Genomic DNA, 26,225 nt, shown 5'->3' with positions numbered 1-26,225 from the left:
TGCCCGCTGCCCGCACCACCGACCATTCCAGGAACCCGGTGCGGGCAACGCCGATCGGCGCAAGCGACACCGGCTCGTGGTGTCAGCCGGTGGTGGCGGACCGGACGGCCACCGCGTTGGCCGTCACGACCATGGCGATGCCGAGCCACTCGTGCGGTCGGAGCACCTGGCCGAGCAGCAGCAGACCGGCGAGCGCCGCCAGCACCGGGTGGATGCTCATGAAGACGCCGAAGAACCGGGCCGGCACGGTGCGCAGCGCGACGAGGTCGGCCGCGTACGGCACCACCGAGGCGAGGACACCGGCGGCCACGGCGAACAGCAGCGCGGTGCCGGCCAGCCGGCCCTGGGCGAGCAGGGTGACCGCGATCGGCAGGGCGAGCAGGGCGGAGACCAGGCTCGCCGCCGCCGGGGCCTGCAACCCCGGCAGCCGGGCCCCGACGAGCCGGTTGAGCAGGATGTACGCCGCCCAGCACGCCGCCGCCAGCAGACCCAGCGCCACCCCGAACAGGTCGCTGGCCGGGCCCGGCAGGACCAGCACGTAGACGCCGACGCAGGCGCCGAGGGCGCAGAGCAGGTCGCGGCGGGTCCGGGAGCCGGCCAGCGCGACCGCGAGCGGGCCGAGGAACTCCAGGGTGACGGCCAGGCCGAGGCCGATGCGGTCGACCGCGCTGTAGAGGCTGAGGTTCATCGCGGCGAAGACCACCCCGAGCAGCAGGGTCGGCCACCACTGCGCCCAGGTGAAGCGACGCAGGTCGGGGCGTACGGTCGGCAGCAGCACCGCCGCCGCGACGAGTTGCCGCACGGCCACCACCCCGGCGGGCCCGATGGCACCGAAGGCGTGCGCCCCCAGGGCCGCCCCGACCTGGTTGCTCGCCGCGCTGGCGGTCATCGTGGCGATCCCGCGCACCAGCGGCCCTCGGCCGACATCGGCCACCCGACCGTCGCTCGGGGTGACGTCGTCGCGCTCCACTGTCCGTACCGTCATGAGGGCAGTGTCGAACGCCCCGACTCATACCGGAAATGCATCGACCGCTTCACCTATACGCTGAGCGTATGGATGTGCAGTTACGTCAGCTCCGTACGCTGGTCGCGGTCGTCGACGCCGGGACGTTCACCGACGCGGCGGGGGTCCTGGGGGTCTCCCAGGCGGCCGTCTCCCGGTCGATCGGCGCGCTGGAGGCCACGCTCGGCGCCCGGCTGCTCCAGCGGACCACCCGGCACGTCTCGCTCACCGGCACCGGCACCCGCGTCCTCGCCGCCGCGCGCCGGGTCCTCGACGATGTCGCCCACCTGCACCGGATCGTCGAGGAGTCCCGCGCCGAGCTGCGTTTCGGCTACGCCTGGGCGGCGTTGGGCAAGCACACCCGACGGCTGCAACGCGCCTGGGCCGCCGCCCACCCGCAGGTGCCGTTGATGTTCGTGCACTGCAACACCCCGACCGCCGGGCTCAGCGAGGGCACCGCCGACGTCGCCGTGGTCCGGCGACAGCTCACCGACCCCCGCTTCGACAGCGCCCTGCTCGGGACGGAGTCCCGCTACGCCGCCATGGCCACCGACAACCCGCTGGCCCGACGACGGTCGGTACGCGTCACCGACCTGATCCGGTACCCGTTCGCCATCGACAGCCGCACCGGCACCACCACCCCCGCCCTGTTCCCACCGGGTGCGGCACCCGGCACCATCCGCACCACGCACAGCGTCGACGAGTGGCTCACCCTGATCGCGGCCGGTCAGGCGGTCGGTATCACCTCGGAGGCCACCGCCAACCAGAATCCCCGCCCCGGGGTGGCGTACCGGGCCGTCCGCGACACCCCGCCGATCCCGGTCTGGTTGGCCTGGTGGAAGGACGACCCGCCGGCCCACCTCACCGAGTTGGTCACTCTCGCGTGCGAGGCGTACCGCAGCGGCCGACCCGCAGCGGAGCAGGCCGGATAGCCCTCAGGAGCCGGGCGGCGGGAGCGGCAGCTCGACGGGGGACGCCTCCCCGACCGGCGTGGCGGAGTGCGCCGGTGGACGCATGTCGGTGCGCGGCAGCCGGCTGTGCAGACGTGCCCCGGTCGGGTCCGTCCGCCCGGACACCTCGCAGGTCACCATCAGGATCGGCGGCGGCGGCGCGGTGAACCGGCCGGCACCCCACCGCACCCACAGCGGTACGCGCCCGGCGTCGGCCTCGGCGAGCAGCTTGTCCCAGGTACGCCGTCGGGTGCCGTGGTCGACCTCGACGACGACCGGCGGCCCGTCCGGGCGGGCACACGCCACGTCCAGGACCGACTGCCGGTCCGACATCGGCGGCGGCAACGGCACCACGCTGGGCGCGCGCCGATAGACCCGCCAGCCCCGCTCCCCCGCCCAGTGCACGACCTCGTCGATCAGCCGGGCGGTGACCTGGTCGACGGTCAGGTCGGTGAAGGTGACCGCGTCGAGCCGGACCGCCAACGACGCCGCCAACCGTTCCGCGTCGACAGCCACCGCCGCAGGGTAGCGGTCGCGACCGACGCGCCGCACCGGCGGCCCGGCGTCAGCACACCGGCCGCCCGGTGCCCGGACGGCGACCGGCCCGGCGTCACCGGTCCGACGGACCGCCGCGTCGACCCTGGAGGAACGCGATGACGCCCCAGACGACGAATCCGAGCAGCGCCACGGTGATCACCACAGCGGTGAGGTGCCAGGGCTTCACGTGGTCCTCCTCTGTCGCCGACTGTCGCACACACGGTAGTCGCCGCCGTCGACCAACGGTTCGCGGATCACTGCTCGACGACCGCCGGGCGGAAGGTCGCCTGGTTGCCGCCCGCGCGTTTCGCCGCGTACATGGCACGGTCGGCCTGGGTGAGGGCGTCGCCGACGGAGTACGCCGGTCCGCTGGCCACGCCGACGCTGACCCGGGCGCGCCACGCCGCCATCCCGGCCACCGCGTCCACGGCCCGCTGGGCGACCTTCGTGCCGTCGGCGGTGTCGGCGTCGGGCAGGATCGCGACGAACTCGTCACCGCCGAGCCGGGCCACGAAGTCGCCCTTGCGGACGCTGGCGGTGAGCGCCTGCGCGACGGCGCGCAGCACCTCGTCGCCGACCGCGTGGCCCAGCGAGTCGTTGATGTGCTTGAACCGGTCGATGTCCACCGCCAGCACCGCCACCAGCCGGTCGGCGGGGGTGCCGGAGGCCGCCAGGTTCCGCAGGAAGACGTCGAGTCCCCGACGGTTGGCGACGCCGGTGAGCGGGTCGGTCTGCGCCGCCCGTTCGGCCTGCTCGTGCTGCCAGCGCAACACGTCGTACGACTGCATGGTCATCGCCGTGTGCAGCCAGCGGTGCCGTTGCCGCCAGAGCAGTTCGGCGAGCGCGTCACCGTAGGTGAGCCCCGGTACGGCATCCGACGACCCGTTGATGGTCAGCAGCACCGCATGCGTCCGGTGCAGCGCCGCCGAGATCAGCCAGTCGGTCTCGACCGGCAGGGCGGACACCGCCTGCTCGATGACCCGTAGCGCCTCACCCGGTCGCCCCGAGCGGCGCAACGCGACGGCGTGGAACGGTCGACACAGCAGCAGTTCCTGGTGTTGTCGCAGACCGGAGTCCTCCAGCAGGGCCGCGTACCGGGGGATGTCGGCCGCCGCACCGGCCGGGTCCTGGCGGTCGGCGCGGGCGCAGGCGGCATACAGCAGCGCCAACAGCCGCCACACCCTTGCCTGAGGGCCGGACGCCTCGATCGCCGCGCGGGTCGCGTGCGCCTCGGCGGTGGTGGTGTGCCGCTCCGCCACCGCGACCTGACCCACCTGGTACAACTCCAGCGCCCACAGCAGGTTGAGTTCGGCGAGGTTACACAGCCACATGGCCCGGTTGCCGTTGTCCGGGTAGTCCGGGTGCCGCGTCGTCTCGTAGGCCGCCTCGAACTGCGGTGCAGCCAACTCGTAGAGCCGCAGTTGCGCGTAGCCGATGGCGATCCCGGTGTGCGCGTTGCCCATGATCACCGGATCGGGTTCGTCGACGAGCAGGGCGGTCTCGGCACTGACCAGATCCCGCAGCACCGTCTCCACGTCGTACTCGGAGATGTCCTTGTCACCGACGCGCAGCCGCCGGGTGGCGCGCAGCGACAGCGCGCACGACCGCCATCCGGCGCTGCCCTCGCGGTCCGCAGCGGCCAGCATCAGGTCGGCGGCGGCCACGGCGGCCCGCAGCTCACCGAGCCGGGTCAGCGCCACGACCCGGGCGAAGTGCAGCGCCGCCGGTCCGTCGGCGATCTCCCCGGTGGCCTCGCGCAGCGTCGTCTCGGCGGTCGCCAACGCCGGGGCGGCGGCGCCGGTCTGGGCCTCCTCGACGAGTCGCAGCGCCCGGAGGGTCACATCGTCCATGCGGTCCTCCGCACCGCCCAGGAAAGAAACAGGACGATGTTACGACATGAATCCGCCATCACGATCCGCCGCCGTTCGGTATGTGATCACGGCAGGCCGGTCGGATCGGGTGTCGTACGAGGTCATCCGGTCTGGTGGCGTTCGGTTTCGGTTCGCATGGTTGCTGCGCCTCGTTGCTGCATGTCCGGCGGTTGTCTGGTCCAGCCGATGAAGCGGCGGTGCAGGGTGCCGGCAGGTGCCCAGGGCATGTCTTCGGCGGCCTGGATGAGGTAGGCCCCGAGGTAGAGGGCCAGCGACACCGGCGCATCCGCATACTCCGCGCGTAGTTCCCGCCGTCGCGTCGGACACGGCCACGGCAGGTCGCAGCCGCCGCAGTTCCAGATCGGCATCACCGGGCCATGGGCGGTCACCGCACACCGCCCAGAAACCAGCCGTCGCGCACTCGAAGGTGATCCGCCAGGATCGCCAGCTCCGCGCCGCTGGTCACCGCTCACCGGTCCCGGGCCAGTGGCCGCGCTCGATCGGGATTCGGTGCTGGGCCTGGCAGGGCAAGTCGGCTCCGCACCGACAGACCCGCCGCCATCGCCGCCAACACCAGACCGGCCGATGCCGGCGGGCGAGGGTCAGAGCCGTGGCCGACAGATACTCGTCGTACGAGATGCGCCGCTTGGACAAGGCATCCCCGCCCAACGCCGGGTGCGGTGGTATGCCTCGCGCGAGATCCAACAACCGTCGTCGGGCGGCCTCCTGCTCAATCGCCTGGATGCGTTCTCCGATGCCACAACCCGCCGACGGCGACGACGGGAAGAACCGGCTGACAACGCTCCGCAGGAGTCGAACCTTCACCGTCATGTGGCCGGCCCTCCGTCCTCAGGGCATGGAGGGCACCTGCTGAGGTGCCTCGTCCGCGCCCGGTTTCAGTGAGGTCCAGCGTCACGCCGGACACGCTCACCGAGCCAGAGGGTGAGCGTCCGCTAACTACGTGTGCTGTCCGCTGATGGTCGCCGCCCAGGTGCGTACTCGATGCACGCCTCCCGCAACGTCGCCGCCTCTGGTGTCCCCGACTGCTCCACCTTGGCCAGCAATTCCGCAGCCCGCCACCAGTTCGACGGCACCACCCGCCCGGACGCCACCGCCTGCGCACCCAGAGCCACCGCCTCATCCGGCTGACCGGCAGCGACCAGGGCAAGACCAAGGTCGAGACGGGCCGACGCGGACCGGCGCGGTCGCGCTCCCCCATCGCCGGACGGATCCAGATCCGCCAGCACCGCCCGCGCTATCTGCTCGGCACCGGGGTCCCCCGCCCACGCCAAAGTCGTGGCCGTGTACGCGGCGGCCTTGGCCGGGTCGTAGCGATAGTGGTGCTCGGCCCGCTCAGGAACAGGCAGATTCGCCGTCAGCCGCTCCACCCGGTCCAACGCTCGTCGGGTCGCACCGACATCCCCGATCCGAGCCCACGCACGAGCCTCCTGAGCAGTCGCCTGGATGCGGGCAGAACTCCCCTTCGGAGCGACCCGCTGTGCCTGCCGGGAAAGATCTAGCGCCGTCCGGTAGTCACCTTGAGTCAGCACGTCCCAGGCTCGGGTTTCGAGACACCATGCCTGGATCTCGCCATGCTCAGCATGTTCGGCGAGATCACGGGCGGCTCGCAAGTGGGCAGCCGCAGCGGTCCTCTGCCGCAGGTCGATGTGCACGGTCGCCCGCAACACCGCCAACCAGCCACCGGCAACCAACAGCCGCCGCTGTTGAGCAAGCGTGACCCGCCCGTCCAACAACCGCCCGACATAGGCGAGATGCCGCCGCACCAACGGCAGAAGATCCGCCGGGGCCAACGTCGGATAGAAACTGGCAAGATCATCGACGCCCTGCTCGATCCGATCGAGCACATCGCCGCTGACATCACTGGCGGCGACTCTCGCCCGCAACTCGCCAGCCTCAGCCGCATGGTCGATCGGCGCCTCCACCAACCGAGCAAGCACACCCCCCGCGTCGAGAACACGGTCCAGGTGACGAGCCGTATCGACAGTCGGAGCCTTGAGCCCCGCCTCCAACTCGTGCAGATGGCTCTTACTCCGATGGGCGAGTTGCCCGAGGGCGCGAAGCGACAGACCCCGCCGCTCCCGAAACTCACGCAGGACTAAACCGAAGCGCGGGTCGACGGACGAGGCCATAGCGCCGCTCCAAGCTCAAGAGGCCAGGCGACCTCAAACGGTCACCACCTCGTCGGACGGTACCCCGACACGTCGCGCGTGGAGGACCCCTCGCTTGCAAGTTCTGAGCGTCCGTCCGGCGGGGTCCGTCAGTGTCCGCGACCTGTAGTTCGCTGCTGTGCTTCCGACGGCTGTCTGGTCCAGCCGATGAAGCGGCGGTGCAGGGTGCCGGCGGGTGCCCAGGGCATGTCCTCGGCGGCCTGGACGAGGTAGGCCCCGAGGTAGAGGGACAGCGACACCGGCGCGTCCGCGTACTCCGCGCGCAGCTCCCGCCGCCGCGTCGGACACGGCCACGGCAGGTCACAGCCCCCGCAGCTCCAGATCGGCATGACCGGACCGTGGCTACTCACCGCTGATTCTCCGCCTGCGGCCAGTGCCCTCGGTTGATCGGTATCCGGTGCCGGGCTCGGCACGGCAGGTCGGCTCCGCAGTTGCAGATGCGCCGCCAGTGCTGCCAGGAGCACACCGGCCGATGCCGCCGGGCGAAGGTCAACGCGGTGGCCGAGATGTACTCGCCATACGACACGCGCCGGGTGCTCACGGTTGGCTGGCCGGACGATGTCCACGCGTCGGGTCACCGGATGCCCTTCGGTCGGCGTGTGCTGGCTGATTCGTGATGGCCCTGGCAGCGCCGCAGTTGCCTCGCGTGGTCGAGGAGACGCTGCTGCGCCGCCGCCTGCTCGACGTCCTGATAGCGCTGCCCGGTCCCGGGCGGTGGCGGCGGCTGAGGCCGCCGAAACACCCACCGCATCAACGCGCGCAGGTCAGACCAGGTCGCCACAGACTCGCCCCCTCGATCGCGAAACAGGAAGCGGCGACGAGACTCCGTCCGGCCCTATCGGGTCTCAGGCAGGCACAGGCTCGCCGCCGCCAGTGACGGGAACGCTACGAGCGGTCACCGGCTGTGGGAGGGAGAGTTTGTACCTGAGGGAGGGTTACCCGATCATGCCGATGGCGAGGGCCAACTCTCGGGCGTCCTCGCCGACCGTGCCCGGCCGGTTCGACAGTTCCTGGGCGACAGTGCGGGCGTACGGGTTGTGGCGCACCGTGTCGACGCTCTCCCGCAGCGCCCGGCCGAGCAGGTGCACCGCCGCGACCTCCCCACGGTCCAACATGTGAGCCCGAGCGGCATCGATCAGCGCGGCAGCCCGGCGAGTCTGCGAAGGCAACGCCCGGTAGTCGGTGGCGTCGGCCCTCCGCACCGCCTCACCCGTACGACACAGGTCCGTCTCGATGGTGACCGCGTACGCCGCACACGCCGCCGATCCGAACATCAGCCACGGATGGACGTACCCACCGCCGAGCCGGCTCGTGGCCGAGTCGGCGGCATCCCACGCCCGCCACGCCCGACCGGCCCGGCCCGCCTTGCTGTGGCCCAGCGCGATACCGAGCTGCACCTGACCCCACCGCGCCAACTGCTCACCACCCGCCGCCGGATCGACCAGACCCGCCGCCTCGACCAGCACCTGCTCGGCGGCATCCATCTGGTTCGCACCCCGATAGACGTGCGCGTAGTACCAGGCCGCCACCGCCATCGCCGCCGGGTCGTCAGCGTCCTGGGCAGCCGACATCGCCCGGTCGGCAGCCAGCCACACCAACTCCGGCAACGGTTGGTGTGCCAGGTACAACTGCACCAGGTGATACACCCGCGCCAACTCCACGAACGCCAGCCGACGGTCCCCGCCACCGAGCATCCGGGCACTCCGCTGCGCATCCGTCAGCAACCCCGGAAGCACCGCCGCCACCGCCGAACGCTCGGTCGTCGACCGATGCCACAATGCCCACGCCTGATCCACCAGGTCGCGCATCACGACAACCGGCGTCACCGCGCCCATCGGCACCGACGCCCGCTGCATCACCGCCGCCACCTTCCCGACCTCGGAATGCCCGGCCCTGGTCACCGACGCGACCGGCAACGACTGATCACCGGTCAGATCCGCAAGATCCGAAATGTCGAGCACCTCGGCCAGCCGCAGCAGCATGGGCAGGCGGGGCGGCAGCAGCCGCCCATTCTCCAACGCCTTGACCCACTCCGCGCTACGCCCCACCAGCCCGCCGAGAACCGGCCGAGTCTTCCCCGCACGCTCGCGATACATCCGAAGGCGCGCACCAAAGGTCGCGGAATCGCTCATCATCGTCTCCCAGGTAGCGGTCTGGGCAGCGGCCCACCAGTCACTACACCGGAAGACCACCACAGTCGACGGTACCCCCGCCCACCGCACCCACGCGCCCCACCACGACGGCTATTACCGCAACTACCAGGAGGGTGCGGGTAGGGCCGTGTCATAGTGGTCGGTTCTCAGCGCGGCCACTCATGGCAAACTCGGCTGACAGGGTCACCAAGGGTCGACATTGCTCAAAGTCCTTCGTCGCCTGTCGGCCTGGCGGCGGCCTAGCTACGGCTGTTTGGAGGATCGGTGCGCCTGGTCGAGGTTCGCTGCGGTGCCCGAGGTTGCGGCAAGTTACTCGGAACCATTGAGGCGATCGCACCACGCCTTCCGGGTGACCCCGCCGGCATCTGGGTCTCCAAGCGTTCCGGCAACAGGATCGAGGCAGTGGTACCTGCGGACTTTGCAGGTGACCTTGAGGTTGAGGTTTGCCCTCGGCACTTCAGACGGGTGGACGGGGACCACATGACCACCAGCAGCCGCCGGCTTCTTCGGACTGGCATGGCCGATCCGTCGAGCAGGATTAAACGGATCACGATGCTTACCACCGGGATCCTGGATGCTCGACTCCTGCGGGAGCCGTTCGAGAAGGCCCGCCTCACGGGAAAGACCCAGGTGCTCCCTGTTCGATGATCCTGTAAAGTCGCTTCTAGGTTGCCTCGTCGCGGTTGCGGCAAGATTCCGATCGATCTGGGGCGCGGTCGGATAGCCCCGAAGGGGTCTGTCCGCATGCCCACAAAGAACCGATCGGATCTCACTCCGCGTTTCAAGCTGATCTTTATCGCGGTTCTCTCCCTCACCCTGCTGTCCCTTGCTTTGCAGGCCATCTTGGTGGTACTGCGAATCGAGACGGAGCAGGCGGCGACCCTCGCGGAGGCTTGCTCGACAACCTTCAAGCTGGGGTTCGGTGCGATCGTCGGTCTCATCGCCAGCAGGAGTGAGGTGTAGTCACCCCATGCCCATGCCTCGGTTGATCGCCGCCGCCAGCACGTAGACAAGCAGGTCCCCTTCCGCTCTCACCGAGAAATGCGGCAGTCTGCTTCAGCTTGGAGCGTTTCTCCACGCCGGTCGAACCCGACCGTCGAAGACGCAAACGTCGCCTTCCGCGTCCACGAGGCGATCAAGCTCCTTACCGAAGTGCCCCGCACGACCAACCGTACGTTCAGGCCATACATCCTTGATCAACTAGCACCCTCACCATCCGGTTCGGCTGCTGAAGCTTCTGGCAGATGGGCAACAACGATCGCGACTGCCTCTTCCGGTGTTGCCGCCAGGCCAAGTAGCTGGTCGTACCCGGCGGTGTACACCCGATACGGCGGCTCGCCACAGACAATGAGGGCGAGAGCCTTGTCCTCAGGCTTCCAAGGCGGTGCGGTGCGGAGAAAGTGCAGGGTTCCATGCGTCGGGAACGGATAGAGCTCACGCAGGCGTTGTTGGGCGTAGGCCGCTTCGATGATCAGCGGATCTCCCTGGCGAGTGTTCGGGTTTATCTCCCGCAACTGCCGCCAGGCAGTCGGAATGTCTGACGCTTCGGGCACGCTGGCGAGGCTACCGCCTGGTCGTTGAGTTGAGTCTCTCCCGCTGGAAACACCGGCCGTAACCGACAAAGTCAACTTGGCAAACCTGTCATGCCGATACGAGAGCCCGTACGCGAACCACCGCAGGTGGAGCATCCGGGGGCTCGGCTCCCTGAGGCGCAACTTCACGGATACTGCTGCCTCAGGTGCCCTCGGAGACAGCAGTATCGCTGAAGTTGCGCGGATCTTCAGGAATGACAAGGCCCCCTGGTCCGCACATTCTGCGGGCAGGGGACACCTGGCGACTTGCGGGCGATCCTGGGATCGAAGCAGTGATCTCTTCGGTGTGAACCGTCACCGGCTCGGGTCCGGCCGCCGTGGTTCAGCGGTTCTGGCTGGTCACCTCGACGGTGCCGAGGTTCGGTGCCAGGGCCCTGGCCACCTCCTCGGCGGCCGACCGGTCCTCGGGCCGCGTCAGGACGATGCTGACCCGGTCGACCCGCAGGGACGCCCGGACCATCGGATACCTGCCGACGACCGCCCGGAACGCGGCGATCGCCTCGACCGGGACCGCACCGTCCGCACCGGTCTCCACGGAGACGGCCGGCTCGACGGTGCGGTCGGTGGCGATGAGCACCGTCGTGACGCCGGTCAGCGTGCCGTGTCGGCCGCCGCCGGTGGTCAGGTCGTCGAAGAGTTCCATTGCGCCGACGACGTTGGGCGCGGTGCCGACGATCCGCCATCGGTTTACGTCGGCCCGGGACGGGCGCGAGATGTGGGCCGACGTCACCTGGGAGTCGGTGCTCATCGACCGCCACAACGACACCACCTCGTCGGTGCGGGCGCTGTCCGGGACCACGGTGAAGGTGATGTCGGCAGCGTTGATCTTGCCCGAGACGTCGTCGCGGCCGGCGACGTACTGCCGCAGTTCGCCCGCCAGCTCGCTGACCCGGTCGGCCGAGGTGCCCTCCTGCACGGTCAGGGTGCCGGTCGACGTGCCGAAGAAGGGCAGGGTGTTTTCCTCGGTGGCGTGGATAGTCGCCACGTCGGGCGTACCGGCCCAGTCGGCCTCGAAGTCGGCGGCCAGGGCGCTGCCCTTGTTGACGGCGCACCCGGACAGCACGGTCAGACCGAGCACGAACGCGAGGCCGGTCCGGAGTCTGCGCTCAGCCATGCGTCGTCACCGGGACCGGCGGCACGGCGGAAAGACGATCACGATTCACGCCTACTTCCTAGCACGTGCCGTCGAGCCCATCACCGCGCTGGCCTGCCGATCCTCTCCCGCAGACCGTCAGGAGACGGCCCGGACCGCCCCGTGGTCACTACTCGCGCGGCCGGTGTCGCGGGCGAAACGCAGCAGCGCGGTGAAGGCCAGCGCCGCCGTGACCGCGCCGCCGGCGAGGCGTACCCGGTGCCCGGCGACGAACTCGGCGGCGACCTGGCGCAGGTACTCCGGCGAGTGGGTGCCCACCGGTTCCACGAACATGATCTCGTTGCGCGGCCAGAAGAAGACCGCCGAGAAGAGGAACTCGCAGACCACGAAGACCGCCGTCGCGGCCGCCACCCACCAGCGCAGCCGCCGGTCGCGCCAGGTGAGCGCCGTGGCGGCGAGACTGCCGAGGATCACCGAGGCACCCAGCGGCGGGAAGTAGTCGCTGGGTCCGGCGGCCCGCACCGTCTGCCGCCCGCAGGCGCGGGCCGGGTCGCCCGTGGGCGTACCCGGTGCGGTGTTCCCGACGCGCGTCGGCGACGGTCCACGTCGACGCGCGCACGACGACGCCCCGTCGGCGCGGGGTGACCCGCACCGACGAGGCGTCACCGAAGACCGGCTACCGGGTGATGGTGACCGTCGCCTTGCGGAAGTTGTTGCGCTTGTCGTTCTTCGTCGGGTCGTAGCCCTTCTCGACGTTGCCCGCCGTGTCGACCGAGAACCAGTGGAACGTGGTCGTCTCGGTCACGCGGAACACCTGACCGGGCTCCCGGAACTCGGTCGCCTGGTAGCGCGGCGAGTCCAGGGTCGGACGGCTGCCGTCGGTCGTGTAGTAGATGGTGGCCGGTTCGCTGGTCTCGAACCGGACGTCGACCGGGCCCGCGTACCGGCCGCCGCCGGGCACGAGCGTGGACGTCGGCTTCTTCTTGTCCTTGCCCCAGTCCGCCGCGATCCGGAACATCTCCATGATCCCGTTGGCGTACTCCATCGTCTCGGCGTGCCCGCTGACCAGCTCGGGGTTGCCCACCCACGGCGGCTGGAACGAGCCGCCCTGCCAGTTGCCGGTGGCCGGGTTGTAGATCGAGCCGCCGACCTCCCAGCCGAACGAGTAGATGCCGTACGTGTGGTAGAGGTCCTCCCGGACGTTGCCCGCCGAGGAGTAGAGGACGTCCGAGGAACCGCCCACGTTCTGCGGCGTCACCACGGTCTCCCGGTGCGCCTTCACCTGCGACAGGATCCGCGCCGCCGACTGCCAGTAGAACGCCTCGTCACCCAGCGGCGGCCGGGGCGTGGTGATCCGCCCGTTCGCGATGTACGCGCCGGGCTGCCAGAACAACTGGCCGCCGTTGGAGTGCACGGACATCATGAACTTGATGTTCGAGTACGTCTCGACCAGCCAGATGACGTTCTTCGACTCGGGCTCGGACAGCTTCTCCGGCCCCTGGAACGTGTCGCTGACGCAACTGGTCGAGCCGCCCGCGTACCCGTCGTGGCCCGAACCGACCCGGTAGTTGCGGTTCAGGTCCACGCCCCAGGCGTTGCGGCGGGCCGGGTCGGCGTTGTCGTCCGCGCAGTGGTTGGTCATGTTGCGGCGCTGCGAGGCGAAGTTGTAGAAGCTGTAGTTCGCGCCGTCCGGGTTGTTGGAGAGGATCAGGAAGACGTCGGTGTTGTCGACGATCTTCTTGGTCTCCTTGTCGGTGCGGTAGTTGTGCACCAGCCGTTCGGCCGTCTCCAGCGTGGTCGTCGGCGGCACCCACTCGCGGGCGTGGTCCTGCGCCTGGATCAGCACGCCCGGGTTGCGGCCGTCGCGGTGCTTGCCGATCCGCAGCACCGGAATGGTGGCCGGGCCGCGCGGCACCTCACCCTCCGGTGCGCCGACCCGCTTCTGGTCGAGGAAGTCGGTCAACGCCACCGGACCGGTGGTCGCCGCCACGACGCCGGTTCCGGCATTGCTGCGGTACGGGTGCGCCCGGTCGATCAGCCCCTGCGACCGGGTACGCAACGCCTGCGCCACCTCGGTGGCCGTGCTCGCCGCCGCGCCGGTGGCGTCGGTGCCCAGCAGGACGCGGACCGCCGTGCCGGTCACCTCGACGGTGAGCGGGAGGTTCTCCCCCGATTGGTGCGCGAACTCGACGGTGACGTCGTTGCCGCCCTCGTGCCCCCACGCCGCCGTGCTGACCACCACCGCCGACTGTCCGGTCCCCCCGATCGTGGCCTGCGCCTTGCGCTGGTAGCCGTTGGTGCGGTGCGGCAAGTAGACGATCTCGGCGATCTGCGGGTACTCGCGGGCGATCTCCTTGGCCCGGGCGAAGAGCTGCTGCGGGTGCTGGTAGCCGTCGACGAAGTCCGACCGGTAGCCGGGGTTCGCGGTCAGCGGCGGGGCACCGTCCTCCAGCCAGTTCGAGACCGGGCCGGTGACCACGCCGCCGGTCGAACTGGTCACCCGGATCTGGTCCGGGCGGGTGTCGAGTTTGAACAGGTTCCGGTGGAACATGTACTGCCCGGAGTCGACGAACCGGCTCATCGTCCGGGCGAAGCCGAACTCGGTGCCCTTGCCCGAGTCGTTCTCCACCTGCATCCCGACGATCGGCGTGGTCTGCTGGCCCTGCGTGGTGCGCGCCTCGACGTACAGGAAACCCTGGCCCTTGGTGGTGAACCAGTCGGCGCGGGCGATCCGGACCGCGTTGTCCTCGCCGGCCGCCGCCAGGGTGCGGGCCGCGACGGCCGGCAGGCCCCCGTCGGCCTCGTCGCTCCACTCGAAGCCCTCGTCGTCGGCGAGGATCCGTACGCCCATCGCCTCCAGCGCGGTGCGCTCCTCGGCGGTCACCGCCGCCTCGCCCTCGATGCCGTCCGGCACCCGGGTGAGGCCGTGTTCGAGGTCGAATCCGGCGGCGACCACCTTGTCCAGCATGTCGGCGCCGGTCATGTGGACGCGGACGTGGCCGACGTGGTCGGGTTCGTCGAGATGGGTGTCGGCCGGACCACCCGTACCGGCGGGCACCGCGCCCACCGGCACGGGCGATGCCGCCGCCATGAGAACTCCGCCCACCAGGGCGGGCAGCGCGAAGAGCGCGAGGCGCAGTCGTGTGCGTCGCATCTCCCCTCCTCCTGCTTGTGGCGTGTCACGCACGTCCATCGGTTGCGGTGAAACTAGCGGCGCCGGAGCGGATCGATGGATTTTGACCTGCCCGGTTGAGGAAACCTTGAGGATTCCCCACGACCCCGACGGTGTGGTGTGATCTCCGGGTATGAGGGTCAGGGTCGTCGGTGCGGGCGTGGTGGGCCTGACCTGTGCCCTGCGCCTGGCGCAGGACGGACACCGGGTCGACGTGGTCGCCGCCGGGACGGGTGAGCAGACCACGTCGTCGGTCGCCGCCGCGCTCTGGTACCCCTACCGGGCCCACCCCCGGGCCCGGGTGACCGGCTGGTCGGCCACCACCTACCGGGTGTTGTGCGGCCTGGCCGACGACCCGACGACCGGCGTCCGGCTGCGGCGAGGTCGGGAACTGTTCCGCCGGCCCACCGCCGAGCCGTGGTGGCGGGCGGCGGTGCCCACACTGGACCGGGTTACCGGTGACCGGCTGCCGCCCGGCTACGTCGACGGATACGAGCTGACCGTGCCGGTGGTGGACATGGCACGGCACCTGCCCTGGCTGCGGGACCGGTCGGTGCGCGCGGGCGTCGAGATCCGACCCGGCCGGGTGACCGCCCTCGCCGACGCCTTCACCGACGGCGTGCACGCCGTGGTGAACTGCACCGGCCTGGCGGCGCGGGAGTTGACCGGCGACACCTCCCTGACCCCGGTACGCGGACAGGTCGTCGTGGTCGCCCAGGTCGGCCTGGACGAGTGGCTGCTCGACCAGACCGACCCCGGACACCTGCGGTACGTCGTGCCCCGGACGGACACGGTGCTGCTCGGCGGCACCGCCGAGGAGGGCGACGAGGAACGGCACGCTCGCCCGGAGACGGCGGAGGCGATCGTGGCCCGCTGCACGGCGCTCGTCCCCGCGCTCGGCGCGGCCCGCGTCCTCGCGCACCGGGTGGGGCTGCGTCCCGCCCGACCGAGCGTCCGGCTGGAGACCGAACGGACCGCGCACGGCCCGGTGGTGCACTGCTACGGCCACGGCGGAGCCGGGGTGACGCTCTCCTACGGCTGCGCCGCCGAGGTCACCGAGTTGGTGGCGGCGCTCGACTGACCGGGCCGCGCCGGCACCGGCGGGCAGGGACCCGGCGGCACCGGCGGGCAGGGACCCGGGGCGGTGCCGGCGCGACCCACAGGCCGGGGCGCGCGGGTGTTAGCAGGGGTCCCCTGCTATGCACGAGGCGTTAGCCGGGGACCCTTCCTTTCAGCTCGGCGGCCCGGCCACGCCTCAGCGCGACAGGTGCCGGGCGAGTTCGGTGCGGTTGCGGACGCCGAGCTTGCGATAGATGTTGCCGAGGTGGAACTCGACCGTCTTGGCCGACACCGACAGCCGCCGGGCCGCCTCCTGGTTGCTCAGTCCGTCGGCGACGGCACCGGCCACTCTGGTCTCCATCGCGGTCAGCCGGACCTCCGCCTCGGCACCGGCCGGTCGGCCGCGCCCGGTCGACTGCCACGGCGTACCGACCGGGCCGGCGGTGACCGCGTCCAGGTCCACGGCGACGCGGGCGAGCAGGCCCGCCGCACCGGTCGCCGCGTACTCGCTGCTGGCCAGTTCGAGCAGCCGGATCGCGTCGACCCGCCGGCCGAGGCGCGCGTGCTGGGCGCCGAGCAGCCAGGCCAGCCGGGCCCGGGAGAGCCGCTCCACCGGCCGGTTGAGCCCGGCGAGCGCCTGTTCCAGCCAGCCCATCGCGGCCGGGTCCGCCGGGTCGGCGATCCAGGCCCGCCAGGCCGGTAGGGCCGGCGCACCCGGCCAGTCCAGCGGCGGGTCCGCGATGGCGGCGAGGACGGCGTGCGCGGCCTCGGCGTCGCCGCCCAGCGCGTGGTGGGTGGCGAGTTCCCACCGGTGCTCGAAGACGAGCCCGGAGCTACTGCCGACCGCCGAGGCGACCAGCCGCCCCACGACACCGACCCACGCCTCGACGTCGCCCGAGGCCAGGTGCAGCGCGGCGGCGCACTCGGCGATGTGGAACCCGACCCAGGCCGACCCCGAGCGGGCCGCCAGCACCCGCGCCTCGTCCAGACAGCGCCGCGCCTGCGCCAGGTCACCGCAGAGCGCCTCGCACTTGGCCAGCCACGACACGATCTCGGCCTGGAGGTCGAGCCGTCCGGCCTCGACCGCGTACGCCTGGGCACGACGCAGCGTCGCCCGGCCGCGCAGCAGGTCCCCGGACCACGCGTCGCCCATCCCGAGCATGGTGGTGAACCGGGCCCGCCGCGCGGGGTCGGTCGCCGCCTCGCCGGACACCCAGCGCTCGACGAGGGCGGCGAACCTCGGGCGTACCTGGTCGGGTCGCAGCGCGCTCAACGTGGCGATCATCGCGCACTCCAGAAGGAGCGGATCGTCGTGCGAGCCGGCGGTGGTGAACAGGCGCAACGCCTCGTCGGTCTCCCGGACGGCGACCCGCCGCCCGGTCCGGGCGCCCACCGCGCAGCCGACGGCGTGGTGCAGGAACTCGATCTCGGGACGGGGTGGGTGGGTGCGCAGCCGCGCCAGCCGCGCGACGATCGGCGGCAGGACGGTCGGGTCGGCGGTCCGGGACACCGCGACGAACGCCTCCGCCACCAGCCGGGCGGCGGTCACGGGGTCGGCGGCCCGATCGGCGGCGGCCAGCAGTCGGTCGGCGTCCTCCGGCCGATGGCCGCACCGGTCGATGTCCACGTCCGTCACCTTCGTCGTACCAGCGCAGCAGCCACACCCTAGCTGGGGATCCCCCCAGGGTGCCGCGACCCGGCGACTGATTGCCGACTCAGCGACTGGAGAGCGCCCCGGCGGGTGCGACGGTACCGCTCATGATCCTTCGTAACCGCAGGCGAGTGGCGATGGTCGTCGCCCCGCTGCTCGCCATACCGCTGGCGTTGACCGCCGGCAGCACCGCCGCCTCCGCCGACAAGCCGCCGCGCAAGAAGCTGTCGTACGCCCGGATCTGCGACCCGACCGGCTGCTACCTGTCCTGGCGGGTGGTGGACAGCGACAAGGACGGCTTCAGCGACGCCGACGAGGTGGCGGCGGGCACCGACCCGTGGGACCCGGCGAGCCGGCCCAGCCTGGAGGTCGCCGCGGAACTGGCCTCGGTGAACAAACTGCCGTCCTTCGGGTACGGGCGGGGCAGCTTCATCGCGTTCCCGGCGGAGCTGATCAAACTCCGGGAGACCACCACCAACCTGCCCAGCCTGGGGGTCTTCGCGCTTCCGGTGCGGCAGGACGCCTACACCCGGCTGGGCGTCGACCTCAAGCAGTTCGACGCGCTCAATCTCTCGGTGCAGCGCGACGGCGTGGCGATCGGCCGGGGCACCCGGTCGCAGGCCGTCGGTGAGCAGGGCAACCCGCTGATCACGCCGTTCGAGTCGATGTTCGCCGAGTTCGAGCCGGGCGAGACGACGCACAGCCCGGCCGCGTACGGCGGGGTCGTGAAGACCGAGAAGCCGTGGTTCGGCGACTCCGACTACCGGCTGCACTACGCCGACGGGTCGCGCGACGACGTCGACCTGGTGCCGGGCGGGTCGGTGCGGGTACACGTCAACGCCGACGGATCCACGGGCAACACCATCTTCACCCAGTACGAGGAGCGCGGCGAGACGGGCGACCTCTACACCGAGCAGACCGTCATGGTCTTCGACCCGCACGGCCGCCTGATCAGCGAGACCACCACCAAGAGCCACACCAAGAACGGCCAGTCGGACACCCACTCCGAGACGACCGTGCACCTCTATGACCAGAACGGGAAGAAGACCGGCACCGTCCATGTGGAGAGCGTCACCTTCAACAGCTCGACCCACAGCTCCGGCAACCAGACCGTCACCACCTGCGACACCAGCGGCAACTGCGGCGACGGCATCAACACCCACTACGACTCCGACGACGACACCGGCGGCGAGCACGGCGACGACGGGGGCGACGACGGCAGCGGCCACGGTGACCAGGAGGGCGACCACGGGTACGTCAACCCCGACTACTCCGGCGACGTGATCTCGGTGCTGACCGGCGCCGACGGCATCACCCGCTTCCTCGGCGCGAACATCACGCCGGTCCGGAACTGGACGCCGCCGTACGCCAACGGCACCATCCCGGAGAACAAGCTGAGCGGGATCATCTACGTCGACGACACCGCCAACGCGTACAACACGGTCTTCTCCGAGCCCCGGATCAGCGGGGCGCAGCCGGAGCACGTACCCGGCCTCTCCCAGCCCTGGATCGGTGCGCCGCCGCCGAACCCGGATGGCTGCAACGGCCTCTGCTGAACCCGCCGGCCGGGCGTCGTCACGGCGCCCGGCCGCGCGCTGTCCGGTGCGGGAGGTCACTCCCCGTAGAGTGTCCTAGGAGGATAGCCGGATAGCATCGATATCCTTCACCGCATGGTCGCCGCCACGCTCCGCCGCCGCACCGCCGCCGGACTCCTCGCGGGCACGCTCGCTCTCACCGGGACGCTGCTGACACCGGCCACTCCCGCGCTCGCCGCCGATCCCGCCTACCGCTCACTGCGCACCGCCGTCAACCCGGACTGGATGCGCCGCCTGCCCGACTCCGCCGGTCTCGCCTCGCTCTCCCTGCCCGGCACCCACGACTCCCTCTCCATCCACGGTGGAGCCTGGACCCAGACCCAGGAGAACCACGGCAACAGCGCCGCCACCCTCGCCGCCCAGCTCGACGCCGGGATCCGGGCGATCGACGTCCGGGTCCGGATCAACAGCGGCAACACCTTCACGATCCACCACGGCGCCACCTACCAGCAGGCCAACTTCGACGACGTGCTGCGGGTGCTCGGCACCTTCCTGACCGCCCGCCCCAGCGAGACGGTGGTGATGCGGCTCAAGCACGAGTGCACCGGCGAGGTCGGCTCGTGTGCCGACGCCACCGGTCAGCTCGGCTTCGCCGACATCTTCGACCGCTACCGGGCCGCCCGGCCGGGCCTGTTCTGGGCGCCGTCGGTCGACCGGGCGGGCGGCGCCGCCGTACCCACCCTCGGTGCGGTGCGCGGCCGGGTCGTCCTCGCGGTGCTGCACGGCCCTCAGGGCGGCCGGTACGGCCAGTACGGGCTGGCGCAGTTCGCCGGCTGGGGCCACGGCTCCTCCACCTACGTGCAGGACGACTACGAGGTGCCGAACGTCGGGGCGATCGCCACCAAACGCGACCGGGTACGCCGGCATCTCGACGCCACCAGTGCCGGCGACCCGACCCGGATGTACGTCAACTTCGCCAGCGGCTCCAGCGTCTTCGCCACCCCGGCCGCGGTGGCCGGTGGCGCGCTCGGTGTGCAGGGCGTCAACCCGTTCCTGCTGACGTACCTCAACGAGGGCCCGCAGGTGCACCCGCCGGTTCGTCGTACCGGTCTGCTCATGCTCGACTTCCCCGGCGGCGGCCTGGTCGACCGGATCATCGCGGTCAACGCCTTCGGCTGAGTCGACGCTCCGGCACGGACCGCCGCCTCTCTCCCCCGCCACCTGCGGATCGGCGCGTGGGCCCGCCGCATCGGCACCGCTGGTGGGCCGTGCGGACGAAAGATCTTCGCTCCGGTGGCCCGGCTTGATCGTTGCGCCTATCGTCGGGCCCGGCCCGGGATCCGACGAAGCGAGGAGCACCATGACCAGCCCGGTACTCTCCGTGACGAAGCCCTCCGACCGGCTGGGCACCGGTGCCCGCGTCGGCATCGGGCTCGTGCTGCTGCTTCCCGCCTTCCTCGCCCTGCTCTGGTCCTATCTGCTACCCACCGGGCTGGCGATCGCGCGGTCGACGACCCGGGACAACCTGCTCGGGCCGACGACCGACGTCGGCGCCGAGCACTATCGACAGCGCTTCGAGCAGGGCGTCGTCGGCGAGTACCGGATGGCGCTGCTGTTGACGCTCGTGCCGCTCGTGCTGGCCCTGCTGGTCGCCCCGCTGCTGGCCCTGCTCGCCGACCGGGCCGGTCGCGGGCCCCGGCTCGCGGCCCGCGCCCTGCTGGCCGTGCCGGTCGCCGGGTACGCCCCGGTGGCGCTGCTGCTCGGCTGGCGTCTCGACCGCGTCGAGCCCCGAGCGGCCGTGGAAAGCCCGTACGCGACGCTCGTGGAACTGACCGCCGTCGGCAGCGCCGGGCTGGTCGTCGCCGTCGCCACCACCGCCTTCCTCGCCACGCTGCGCGGCCGTCGCCGCCCGGCCGACGCGCTGCCCGCAGCGGCGACCGTGGCCGGTCTGCTGGTGCTCGGGATCGTCGCGGCCACGTTGCAGAGCTTCGTGGCACCGCTGCTGGCCGCCAGCAACCGCGCCCAGCTCCCGCTGACGACCATCGTGGTGCAGTCCCTGGCCCGGATGGACGTCGGCCGTGGTTCCGCCGACGCGGTGCTGCTGCTCGCCGTCCTGGCCGTGCTGGGCCTGGCCGCGACCACGCTGCTGCTGGTCACCCGCGCCCGGATCGAGCTCGCCGACGCCGCCGACAGCCGCACCCCGTCCACGCCGGCAGCGACCGCCGCACCGGCCTGGCCCACGTCCGACGCCGTCAGCACGCCGCACAGCACCGGCGGGTCGGCCTGGCCCGCGTCCGATGCCACCGCCATGCCGGCCTGGCCGGCGTCCACCCCGCCGGATGCCCCGACGGGCGGAAGCAGCGGGCCGACGGGCGGCGGCAGCGGTCCGGCCCGGATCGGGCTGGCCGTGGTGGGTCTGGTCGCCGTCGGCCTGATGCTGTGGGTGGCGTGGCCGTGGTTGCGTCGCAGCCTCCGGTTCACCAACGACCTCGGACCGGTGCCGGGCGCCGCTCTGTCCGACATGCTCATCTGGACCTGGCTGCCGACGCTGGTCGCGGCGCTGGTCACGATCACCGTCGCGGTGGCCGGCGGCTTCGCCATCGGCGGGCTGCGCCCCCTGGGCCGGTTCAGCGAACTGCTCCTGCTGCCGTTCGCGCCGTGGCTCTTCGTCGGCACCGGGCCGCTCGCCGTCGAGTCCTACCTGCGTACCCGTGACTTCGACCAGGTCAACACCTTCCTGGGGGTGATCCCGCCCGGCTGGGTCAGCATCCCCGCGCTGTTCCTGTTCACGCTGCTGTTCCGTGGGTTGGAGCCCCGCTGGCGGGCGGGTGGCGGGTTCGGCCGCACCATGCTCGCCCCGGCCGTACCGATGGTGCTGCTGGCCGGTCTGGTGACCTGGCTGGTCAGCTCCGGGCAACTGCTGTGGCCGTGGATCGTGGCACAGACCCCGAGCACCCGGACCGCACCGGTCGAGGCGCTGGCGCAGGGCACCACCGGCCGGATCCCCGCCGACGAACTGGCCCTCGGCGCGCTGCTCCCGCTGCCGATGCTGCTGCTGTTCCTGATCGCGCTGGTCGTGCTCCAGGTGCGCTACCTCGACCGGCTGGCGATCCGGGTCGGTCGAGCACCGGAGCACTCCTGACCGACCCGGCGCCGGACGGGTGTGGCCGGCACGGGCGTCCGTGCCGGCCACGTCGACGGTTCAGCTCGCGTACGCCTCGACCTCGTAGAGCGAGTGGCCCCAGCCGGTGCCCCGGGCAGTGGCGTGGATCCGCAGGTATCGGCCGTTGGCACCGAGTCCGGAGTGCTCGTCCACTCCGCCGTCGGCGCCGGTCACCGTCCGCACCGTGGTCCAGGTGGTGCCGTCGTTCGAGGTCTGGATGGTGTACGCGCTGCTGTACGCCGCCTCCCAGCTCAGCTTGACCCGGCCGATCGCCGTCGCCGTACCCAGGTCGACCCGGATCCACTGCGGATCCGAGAACGCCGACGACCAGCGGGTGGTCAGGTCCCCGTCGACCGCCTGGGCACCGGTCATGCCGGCCCCTTCGTCGCTGGAGGTCGTCGTCGGCTTGTTGAGCAGCAGGTTGCCGCCGGGTGGGCCGGTCGGTCCACCACTGCTTCCGTACACCTCGAACTCGAACAGCGAGTAGCCCCAACCGGTGCCGCGCGCGGTGCCGGTGACCCGGACGTACCGGCCGGTGCCGGTCAGGCCGGTCAGGTCGTCCACTCCGCCGTCACCGCCGGTGACCGTGCGGACGGTGGTAAAGGTGACGCCGTCCGGTGAGGTCTGGATCTGGTAGCCGCTGCCGTACGCCGCCTCCCAGGTCAGCTTCACCCGGTTGACCGCGTACGTGGCGCCGAGGTCCACGTCGATCCACTGCGGATCGCTGAACGCGCTGCTCCATCGGGTGCCGGGGTCGCCGTCGACGGCGTTGGCCGCGACGTAGGCGCCTTCGGCACTGGACGCCCGGGCCGGTTTGCCGCGCGCCAGGTTGGTGCCCGGATCGGGGTCCGGGCCGGGACCGGGACCACCGCCGGTGCTGGTGGAGAGCGTGAACTCGTCCAGGTCGAACATGCCGCCACCACCGGAGAAGACCAGGAACAGGGTGCGGGTGCCGGTCGGGGCGGTGACCGCGCCGGTGACCGTGGCGAAGGTGCCGTACCCGCCGGTCGGTGTCACGGTGGTCGAGCCGATCAGCGGCCCGGTCGGCGAGTCGACCCGCAGTTGGAGCGTGCCACCGGCGCCGGCCGGTGCGCCGACCCGGGCGCTGAACGACCGGATGCCGGTCAGGTCGTACGGGCGGAACGAGATCCAGTCGTTGTTGTCGATGTAGCCGACCGCCGCGCCGCCGTGCGCGCTGCCGGGCCGGGTGATCTGGATGCCGGAGGAGTCCCCGAAGTGCTCGGCCTGACGGGTCCGGGGTTGCAGCACCGCCTGCGTGTGCGTGGTCAACGGCGGCTGGCCGCCTCCGCCACGGTCGGTGTACTCGGCGTCGATGATGCCGAAGATGTTCGCCGCGGTGTCGTGCTCGCCGTCCACCGAGGTCTGGATGACCCCGGTGCAGCCCCGCACGCTGCCGAGCTGGTGGCCGTGTGAGTCGTGGCCGAGGACGTAGTTCACGGTGACCCGGGCGCAGTCGATCGGGCCGTCCTGGGCGTCGGTGACGGTGACCGAGAACGGCACCGCGTCGCCGAACGCGAAGGTCTGCCCGTTGGTCGGGGTGTTGACGGTCACCACCGGGGCGCTGTTGCCGACCGTGACGACGGTGCTGGCGGTGCCGGTCTTGCCGGTGCTGTCCCGGACGGTCAGCGTCGGGGTGCGCACCCCGTTGGTGGTGTAGGTGTGGCTGGGGTTCGGGGCGGTCGAGTCGGTGGTGCCGTTGTTGTCGAAGTCCCAGGCGTAGCTGAACGGGTCGCCGTCCGGGTCGAGTGAGCCGGCCGAGGAGAACTGCACGGTCAGCGGGGCGACCCCGCTGGTCGGGGTGGCCGAGACGACGGCTCTCGGTGCGCGGCCGTCGCGGGCGTACTCGATGCGGTACAGCGCCGAGTTGGCGTCGCCGTTGAACCAGCCGGTGCCGTAGTCGAGCACGTAGAGCGCACCGTCCGGGCCGAACTCCATGTCCATGACCTGGGTGCCGGTCCACGGAAATGGGTTGATCTTGAAGGGCTGGCCGGCGGAGTCGAGCGTGATGTTCTTGATCCAGCGTCGACCGAACTCACCGGCGAAGTAGGTCCCGTCGTAGTACTCCGGGAACGCCACGTCGGAGGTGCTGGCCGGGTCGTACCGGTAGACCGGGCCGCCCATCGGGGACAGTCCGCCGCCGGTGAGTTCCGGCGGCGAGCCGGACCCGCCGTACGGCAGCCAGGCCGGGACGGCCGGTGGGAGCTGGGTGACGCCGGTGTTGTTCGGCGAGTTGTTCACCGGCCCGCCCGCGCAGTCGAACTTCGGGCCGGACGGTCCGGACGGGAAGGTGTAGTCGTTGTAGGCGTCGTTGCGGGCGGTGCAGTACGGCCAGCCGTAGAAACCGGGCCGGTCGATCCGGGCGAACTCGACGTTGCCCGCCGGTCCCCGGTTCGGGTCGGCGGTGCCCGCGTCCGGCCCGTAGTCGCCGAGGTAGACGACGCCGGTGGCCTTGTCCACGCTCATCCGGAACGGGTTGCGGAAGCCCATCGCGTAGATCTCCGGGCGGGTGCGCGCGGTGCCCGGGGCGAACATGTTGCCCGCTGGCACGGTGTAGCCGCCGGTGGCGCCGGGCCTGATCCGCAGCACCTTGCCGCGCAGGTCGTTGCTGTTGGCCGAGGTGCGTTGGGCGTCGAACGCCGGGTTGCGGCCGGGCCGCTCGTCGATCGGGGTGAACCCGGCCGAGTCGAACGGGTTCGTGTCGTCCCCGGTGGACAGGTACAGATTGCCCGCCGCGTCGAAGGCCATGTCCCCGCCGACGTGGCAGCACATGCCCCGATCGGTGGGCACGTCCAGGACCAGCGTCTCGCTGGCCAGGTTGACGGTGTGGTCGGCGTTCACGGTGAACCGGGACAGCCGGTTGACCCCGGCCCAGCGGGCGAAGTCGGCCGCGGTGCCGGTGGCCGGCGCACCGCCGCCGGGAGTGTCCAGGGGTGGCGCGTAGAAGACGTACACCCAGCGGTTGGTGGTGAAGTTCGGGTCCACGGTGATGCCCTGCAGACCCTCCTCGTCGCCGGTGTAGACCGGCAGCGTGGCGGCGACCTTGGTGTTGCCGGCCGCGTCGGTGTAGCGGATGACGCCGTTGCGGGAGGTGTGCAGGACTCCCCGGTTCGGCAGCACGGTCAGGCTCATCGGCTCGCCGGTCTCGGCCGCCCCCTTGGCCAGCTCGACCTGTTGGAAGTTCGAGTCGACGGTGGCGCCGCACTCGGCCTCGGTCGCGCCGGCCGCGCCGAGGATGCCGCCGAGCAGGTGCCGGCGGAAGTCCGGCTCGGCGTACGACGCGTCGGTGTGCCCCATCCCGGTGTACCAGGCACGGCCGCCGGAGTAGGTGTGGCACCACGAGATCGGGTGGTCGGCACCCATGCTCCCGCCGGTGTAGGTGCTCTCGTCCAGCGTCGCCAGCACGTGCACGTCGCCCCGGGGGTTGGTGCGGTAGTTGTACCACTCGTCCAGCCGGGTCCAGCGCTGCGGCAGGTTCGTCGTGGACGGGTGCACCCGGTCGGCGACCTTCACGGTGGCGGTCTGGTCGGCCGGGTGCGAGGCGAAGTACGCCCCGACCAGGCCGCCGTACCAGGGCCACTCGTACTCGGTGTCGGCGGCGGCGTGCACGCCCACGTACCCGCCGCCGGCGGTGATGTAGCGCTCGAACGCGGCCTGCTGGGCGGCGTTGAGCACGTCACCGGTGGTGGACAGCCAGATCACCGCGGCGAACCGGCCTAGGTTGGCGTCGGTGAACTGGGCCGAGTCCTCGGTGGTCTCGACGGTGAACCCGTTGGCGGCGCCGAGTTGCTGGATGGCGGTGATGCCCGGCCCGATGGAGCCGTGCCGGAAGCCGGCGGTCTTGCTGAACACCAGCACGCTGAACGGCGCGGCGACGGCGGCCGGCGCCGCCGCGACCAGGCCGCCCAGCACGAGGACCGCGCTCAGCGCGGCACCGAGCCAGGCTCTCAGGGATCTGCGCACGGTACGTCCTTCCGAGGAGGGCGTGCGCCGATCACGCCTGGTGAGGTGATGGAGGTGGAGTCCTGCCCTGTCGCGACGCGCCCGACGGGTCGCCGGGTGCCGCGAGATGCGGGACAGGACATTCATCGTGATGGCTGCATCAGCGGTCCGTCAAGGGTTCCGACGCCATCCGTGAGAGCGCTATCTCCGCAGGTCACAAGCGACTGATCGGGTCGAGATCGAATAACGCTTTTCGGGCCGGCCGTTCGTCGGCGACGCCGTGGGGGCGACCGCAGG

General features: G+C 71.3%; 19 protein-coding genes. 6 read left to right on the top strand and 13 right to left on the bottom strand.

The annotated features are described in order from the left end of the window. Positions 1-82: 82 nt before the first annotated feature. Complete coding sequence (locus ACWDVW_RS04945; RefSeq protein ID WP_449944948.1) at positions 83-985, bottom strand: EamA family transporter; 903 nt, start codon at positions 983-985, stop codon at positions 83-85. Between the two features lie 68 nt (positions 986-1,053). Between ACWDVW_RS04945 and ACWDVW_RS04940 the strand changes: the two genes are divergently transcribed. Beyond that, entirely contained in the window at positions 1,054-1,935 is an 882-nt protein-coding gene (locus tag ACWDVW_RS04940; protein WP_396742282.1) for a LysR family transcriptional regulator, read from the top strand. 3 nt (positions 1,936-1,938) lie between these two features. Here ACWDVW_RS04940 and ACWDVW_RS04935 read toward each other — a convergent pair whose 3' ends face one another. The 6 genes from ACWDVW_RS04935 to ACWDVW_RS04910 form a co-directional block, all read right to left on the bottom strand. Beyond that, positions 1,939-2,469 carry a hypothetical protein gene (locus tag ACWDVW_RS04935; protein WP_449944945.1) on the bottom strand — a complete coding sequence of 177 codons (531 nt, stop codon included), beginning with the start codon at positions 2,467-2,469 and terminating at the stop codon, positions 1,939-1,941. A 275-nt stretch (positions 2,470-2,744) separates the two neighbouring features. Continuing rightward, positions 2,745-4,340 carry a diguanylate cyclase gene (locus tag ACWDVW_RS04930; protein ID WP_449944942.1) on the bottom strand — a complete coding sequence of 532 codons (1,596 nt, stop codon included), beginning with the start codon at positions 4,338-4,340 and terminating at the stop codon, positions 2,745-2,747. 122 nt (positions 4,341-4,462) lie between these two features. Beyond that, positions 4,463-4,750 carry a hypothetical protein gene (locus ACWDVW_RS04925; RefSeq protein WP_449944940.1) on the bottom strand — a complete coding sequence of 96 codons (288 nt, stop codon included), beginning with the start codon at positions 4,748-4,750 and terminating at the stop codon, positions 4,463-4,465. 564 nt (positions 4,751-5,314) lie between these two features. Continuing rightward, the gene (locus ACWDVW_RS04920) at positions 5,315-6,511 is read right to left on the bottom strand and encodes a helix-turn-helix domain-containing protein (RefSeq protein ID WP_449944938.1); all 1,197 of its coding nucleotides are present in this window, start codon (positions 6,509-6,511) and stop codon (positions 5,315-5,317) included. 128 nt (positions 6,512-6,639) lie between these two features. Continuing rightward, a complete protein-coding gene (locus ACWDVW_RS04915; RefSeq protein WP_449944936.1) occupies positions 6,640-6,879 on the bottom strand; it encodes a hypothetical protein in 240 nt (79 codons plus the stop codon). A 606-nt stretch (positions 6,880-7,485) separates the two neighbouring features. Then, positions 7,486-8,685, bottom strand: coding sequence for a helix-turn-helix domain-containing protein (locus ACWDVW_RS04910; protein ID WP_449944933.1), 1,200 nt, complete (start codon positions 8,683-8,685; stop codon positions 7,486-7,488). Positions 8,686-9,447: 762 nt separating this feature from the next. On the opposite strand from ACWDVW_RS04910, the gene ACWDVW_RS04905 reads away from it, so the two are divergent. Next, positions 9,448-9,666 carry a hypothetical protein gene (locus tag ACWDVW_RS04905; RefSeq protein WP_449944930.1) on the top strand — a complete coding sequence of 73 codons (219 nt, stop codon included), beginning with the start codon at positions 9,448-9,450 and terminating at the stop codon, positions 9,664-9,666. A 233-nt stretch (positions 9,667-9,899) separates the two neighbouring features. Here ACWDVW_RS04905 and ACWDVW_RS04900 read toward each other — a convergent pair whose 3' ends face one another. The 4 genes from ACWDVW_RS04900 to ACWDVW_RS04885 form a co-directional block, all read right to left on the bottom strand. Then, positions 9,900-10,256: a DUF6193 family natural product biosynthesis protein gene (locus tag ACWDVW_RS04900; protein ID WP_449944927.1), complete on the bottom strand. Its 357-nt coding sequence runs from the start codon at positions 10,254-10,256 to the stop codon at positions 9,900-9,902. A gap of 361 nt (positions 10,257-10,617) precedes the next feature. Next, entirely contained in the window at positions 10,618-11,409 is a 792-nt protein-coding gene (locus ACWDVW_RS04895) for a hypothetical protein (protein ID WP_449944925.1), read from the bottom strand. Between the two features lie 117 nt (positions 11,410-11,526). Next, entirely contained in the window at positions 11,527-12,054 is a 528-nt protein-coding gene (locus ACWDVW_RS04890; protein ID WP_449944922.1) for a DUF1772 domain-containing protein, read from the bottom strand. A 10-nt stretch (positions 12,055-12,064) separates the two neighbouring features. Further along, positions 12,065-14,542 (bottom strand): M14 family zinc carboxypeptidase, encoded by a 2,478-nt coding sequence (locus ACWDVW_RS04885; RefSeq protein WP_449944921.1) that lies wholly within the window; start codon positions 14,540-14,542, stop codon positions 12,065-12,067. Positions 14,543-14,693: 151 nt separating this feature from the next. Here ACWDVW_RS04885 and ACWDVW_RS04880 point away from each other — a divergent pair, with 151 nt between their 5' ends. Then, a complete protein-coding gene (locus ACWDVW_RS04880; protein ID WP_449944918.1) occupies positions 14,694-15,641 on the top strand; it encodes an FAD-dependent oxidoreductase in 948 nt (315 codons plus the stop codon). A 174-nt stretch (positions 15,642-15,815) separates the two neighbouring features. On the opposite strand, the gene ACWDVW_RS04875 is transcribed toward ACWDVW_RS04880, so the two are convergent. After that, positions 15,816-17,246 (bottom strand): helix-turn-helix transcriptional regulator, encoded by a 1,431-nt coding sequence (locus tag ACWDVW_RS04875; RefSeq protein WP_449944915.1) that lies wholly within the window; start codon positions 17,244-17,246, stop codon positions 15,816-15,818. Positions 17,247-17,377: 131 nt separating this feature from the next. Between ACWDVW_RS04875 and ACWDVW_RS04870 the strand changes: the two genes are divergently transcribed. From ACWDVW_RS04870 to ACWDVW_RS04860, 3 genes are all read left to right on the top strand, one after another. Next, a complete protein-coding gene (locus ACWDVW_RS04870; RefSeq protein WP_449944913.1) occupies positions 17,378-18,826 on the top strand; it encodes a thrombospondin type 3 repeat-containing protein in 1,449 nt (482 codons plus the stop codon). Between the two features lie 114 nt (positions 18,827-18,940). After that, positions 18,941-19,984 (top strand): phosphatidylinositol-specific phospholipase C, encoded by a 1,044-nt coding sequence (locus ACWDVW_RS04865; RefSeq protein ID WP_449944911.1) that lies wholly within the window; start codon positions 18,941-18,943, stop codon positions 19,982-19,984. A 181-nt stretch (positions 19,985-20,165) separates the two neighbouring features. Further along, entirely contained in the window at positions 20,166-21,947 is a 1,782-nt protein-coding gene (locus ACWDVW_RS04860) for a sugar ABC transporter permease (RefSeq protein WP_449944909.1), read from the top strand. A 60-nt stretch (positions 21,948-22,007) separates the two neighbouring features. On the opposite strand, the gene ACWDVW_RS04855 is transcribed toward ACWDVW_RS04860, so the two are convergent. Continuing rightward, positions 22,008-25,949, bottom strand: coding sequence for a ThuA domain-containing protein (locus ACWDVW_RS04855; protein WP_449944906.1), 3,942 nt, complete (start codon positions 25,947-25,949; stop codon positions 22,008-22,010). Positions 25,950-26,225: the final 276 nt, after the last annotated feature.

Source organism: Micromonospora sp. NPDC003241, from assembly GCF_053589795.1.
Note: the sequence above shows the minus strand (reverse complement) of the source record. Positions and strands in the feature narration are given on the sequence as shown.

What these genes read in the sequence shown, in the direction of transcription:
- ACWDVW_RS04945 (WP_449944948.1), bottom strand. Translation starts at nt 985, where the DNA reads ATGACGGTACGGACAGTGGAGCGCGACGACGTCACCCCGAGCGACGGT.
- ACWDVW_RS04940 (WP_396742282.1), top strand. Translation starts at nt 1,054, where the DNA reads ATGGATGTGCAGTTACGTCAGCTCCGTACGCTGGTCGCGGTCGTCGAC.
- ACWDVW_RS04930 (WP_449944942.1), bottom strand. Translation starts at nt 4,340, where the DNA reads ATGGACGATGTGACCCTCCGGGCGCTGCGACTCGTCGAGGAGGCCCAG.
- ACWDVW_RS04920 (WP_449944938.1), bottom strand. Translation starts at nt 6,511, where the DNA reads ATGGCCTCGTCCGTCGACCCGCGCTTCGGTTTAGTCCTGCGTGAGTTT.
- ACWDVW_RS04915 (WP_449944936.1), bottom strand. Translation starts at nt 6,879, where the DNA reads ATGCCGATCTGGAGCTGCGGGGGCTGTGACCTGCCGTGGCCGTGTCCG.
- ACWDVW_RS04910 (WP_449944933.1), bottom strand. Translation starts at nt 8,685, where the DNA reads ATGATGAGCGATTCCGCGACCTTTGGTGCGCGCCTTCGGATGTATCGC.
- ACWDVW_RS04905 (WP_449944930.1), top strand. Translation starts at nt 9,448, where the DNA reads ATGCCCACAAAGAACCGATCGGATCTCACTCCGCGTTTCAAGCTGATC.
- ACWDVW_RS04895 (WP_449944925.1), bottom strand. Translation starts at nt 11,409, where the DNA reads ATGGCTGAGCGCAGACTCCGGACCGGCCTCGCGTTCGTGCTCGGTCTG.
- ACWDVW_RS04885 (WP_449944921.1), bottom strand. Translation starts at nt 14,542, where the DNA reads ATGCGACGCACACGACTGCGCCTCGCGCTCTTCGCGCTGCCCGCCCTG.
- ACWDVW_RS04880 (WP_449944918.1), top strand. Translation starts at nt 14,694, where the DNA reads ATGAGGGTCAGGGTCGTCGGTGCGGGCGTGGTGGGCCTGACCTGTGCC.
- ACWDVW_RS04870 (WP_449944913.1), top strand. Translation starts at nt 17,378, where the DNA reads ATGATCCTTCGTAACCGCAGGCGAGTGGCGATGGTCGTCGCCCCGCTG.
- ACWDVW_RS04865 (WP_449944911.1), top strand. Translation starts at nt 18,941, where the DNA reads ATGGTCGCCGCCACGCTCCGCCGCCGCACCGCCGCCGGACTCCTCGCG.
- ACWDVW_RS04860 (WP_449944909.1), top strand. Translation starts at nt 20,166, where the DNA reads ATGACCAGCCCGGTACTCTCCGTGACGAAGCCCTCCGACCGGCTGGGC.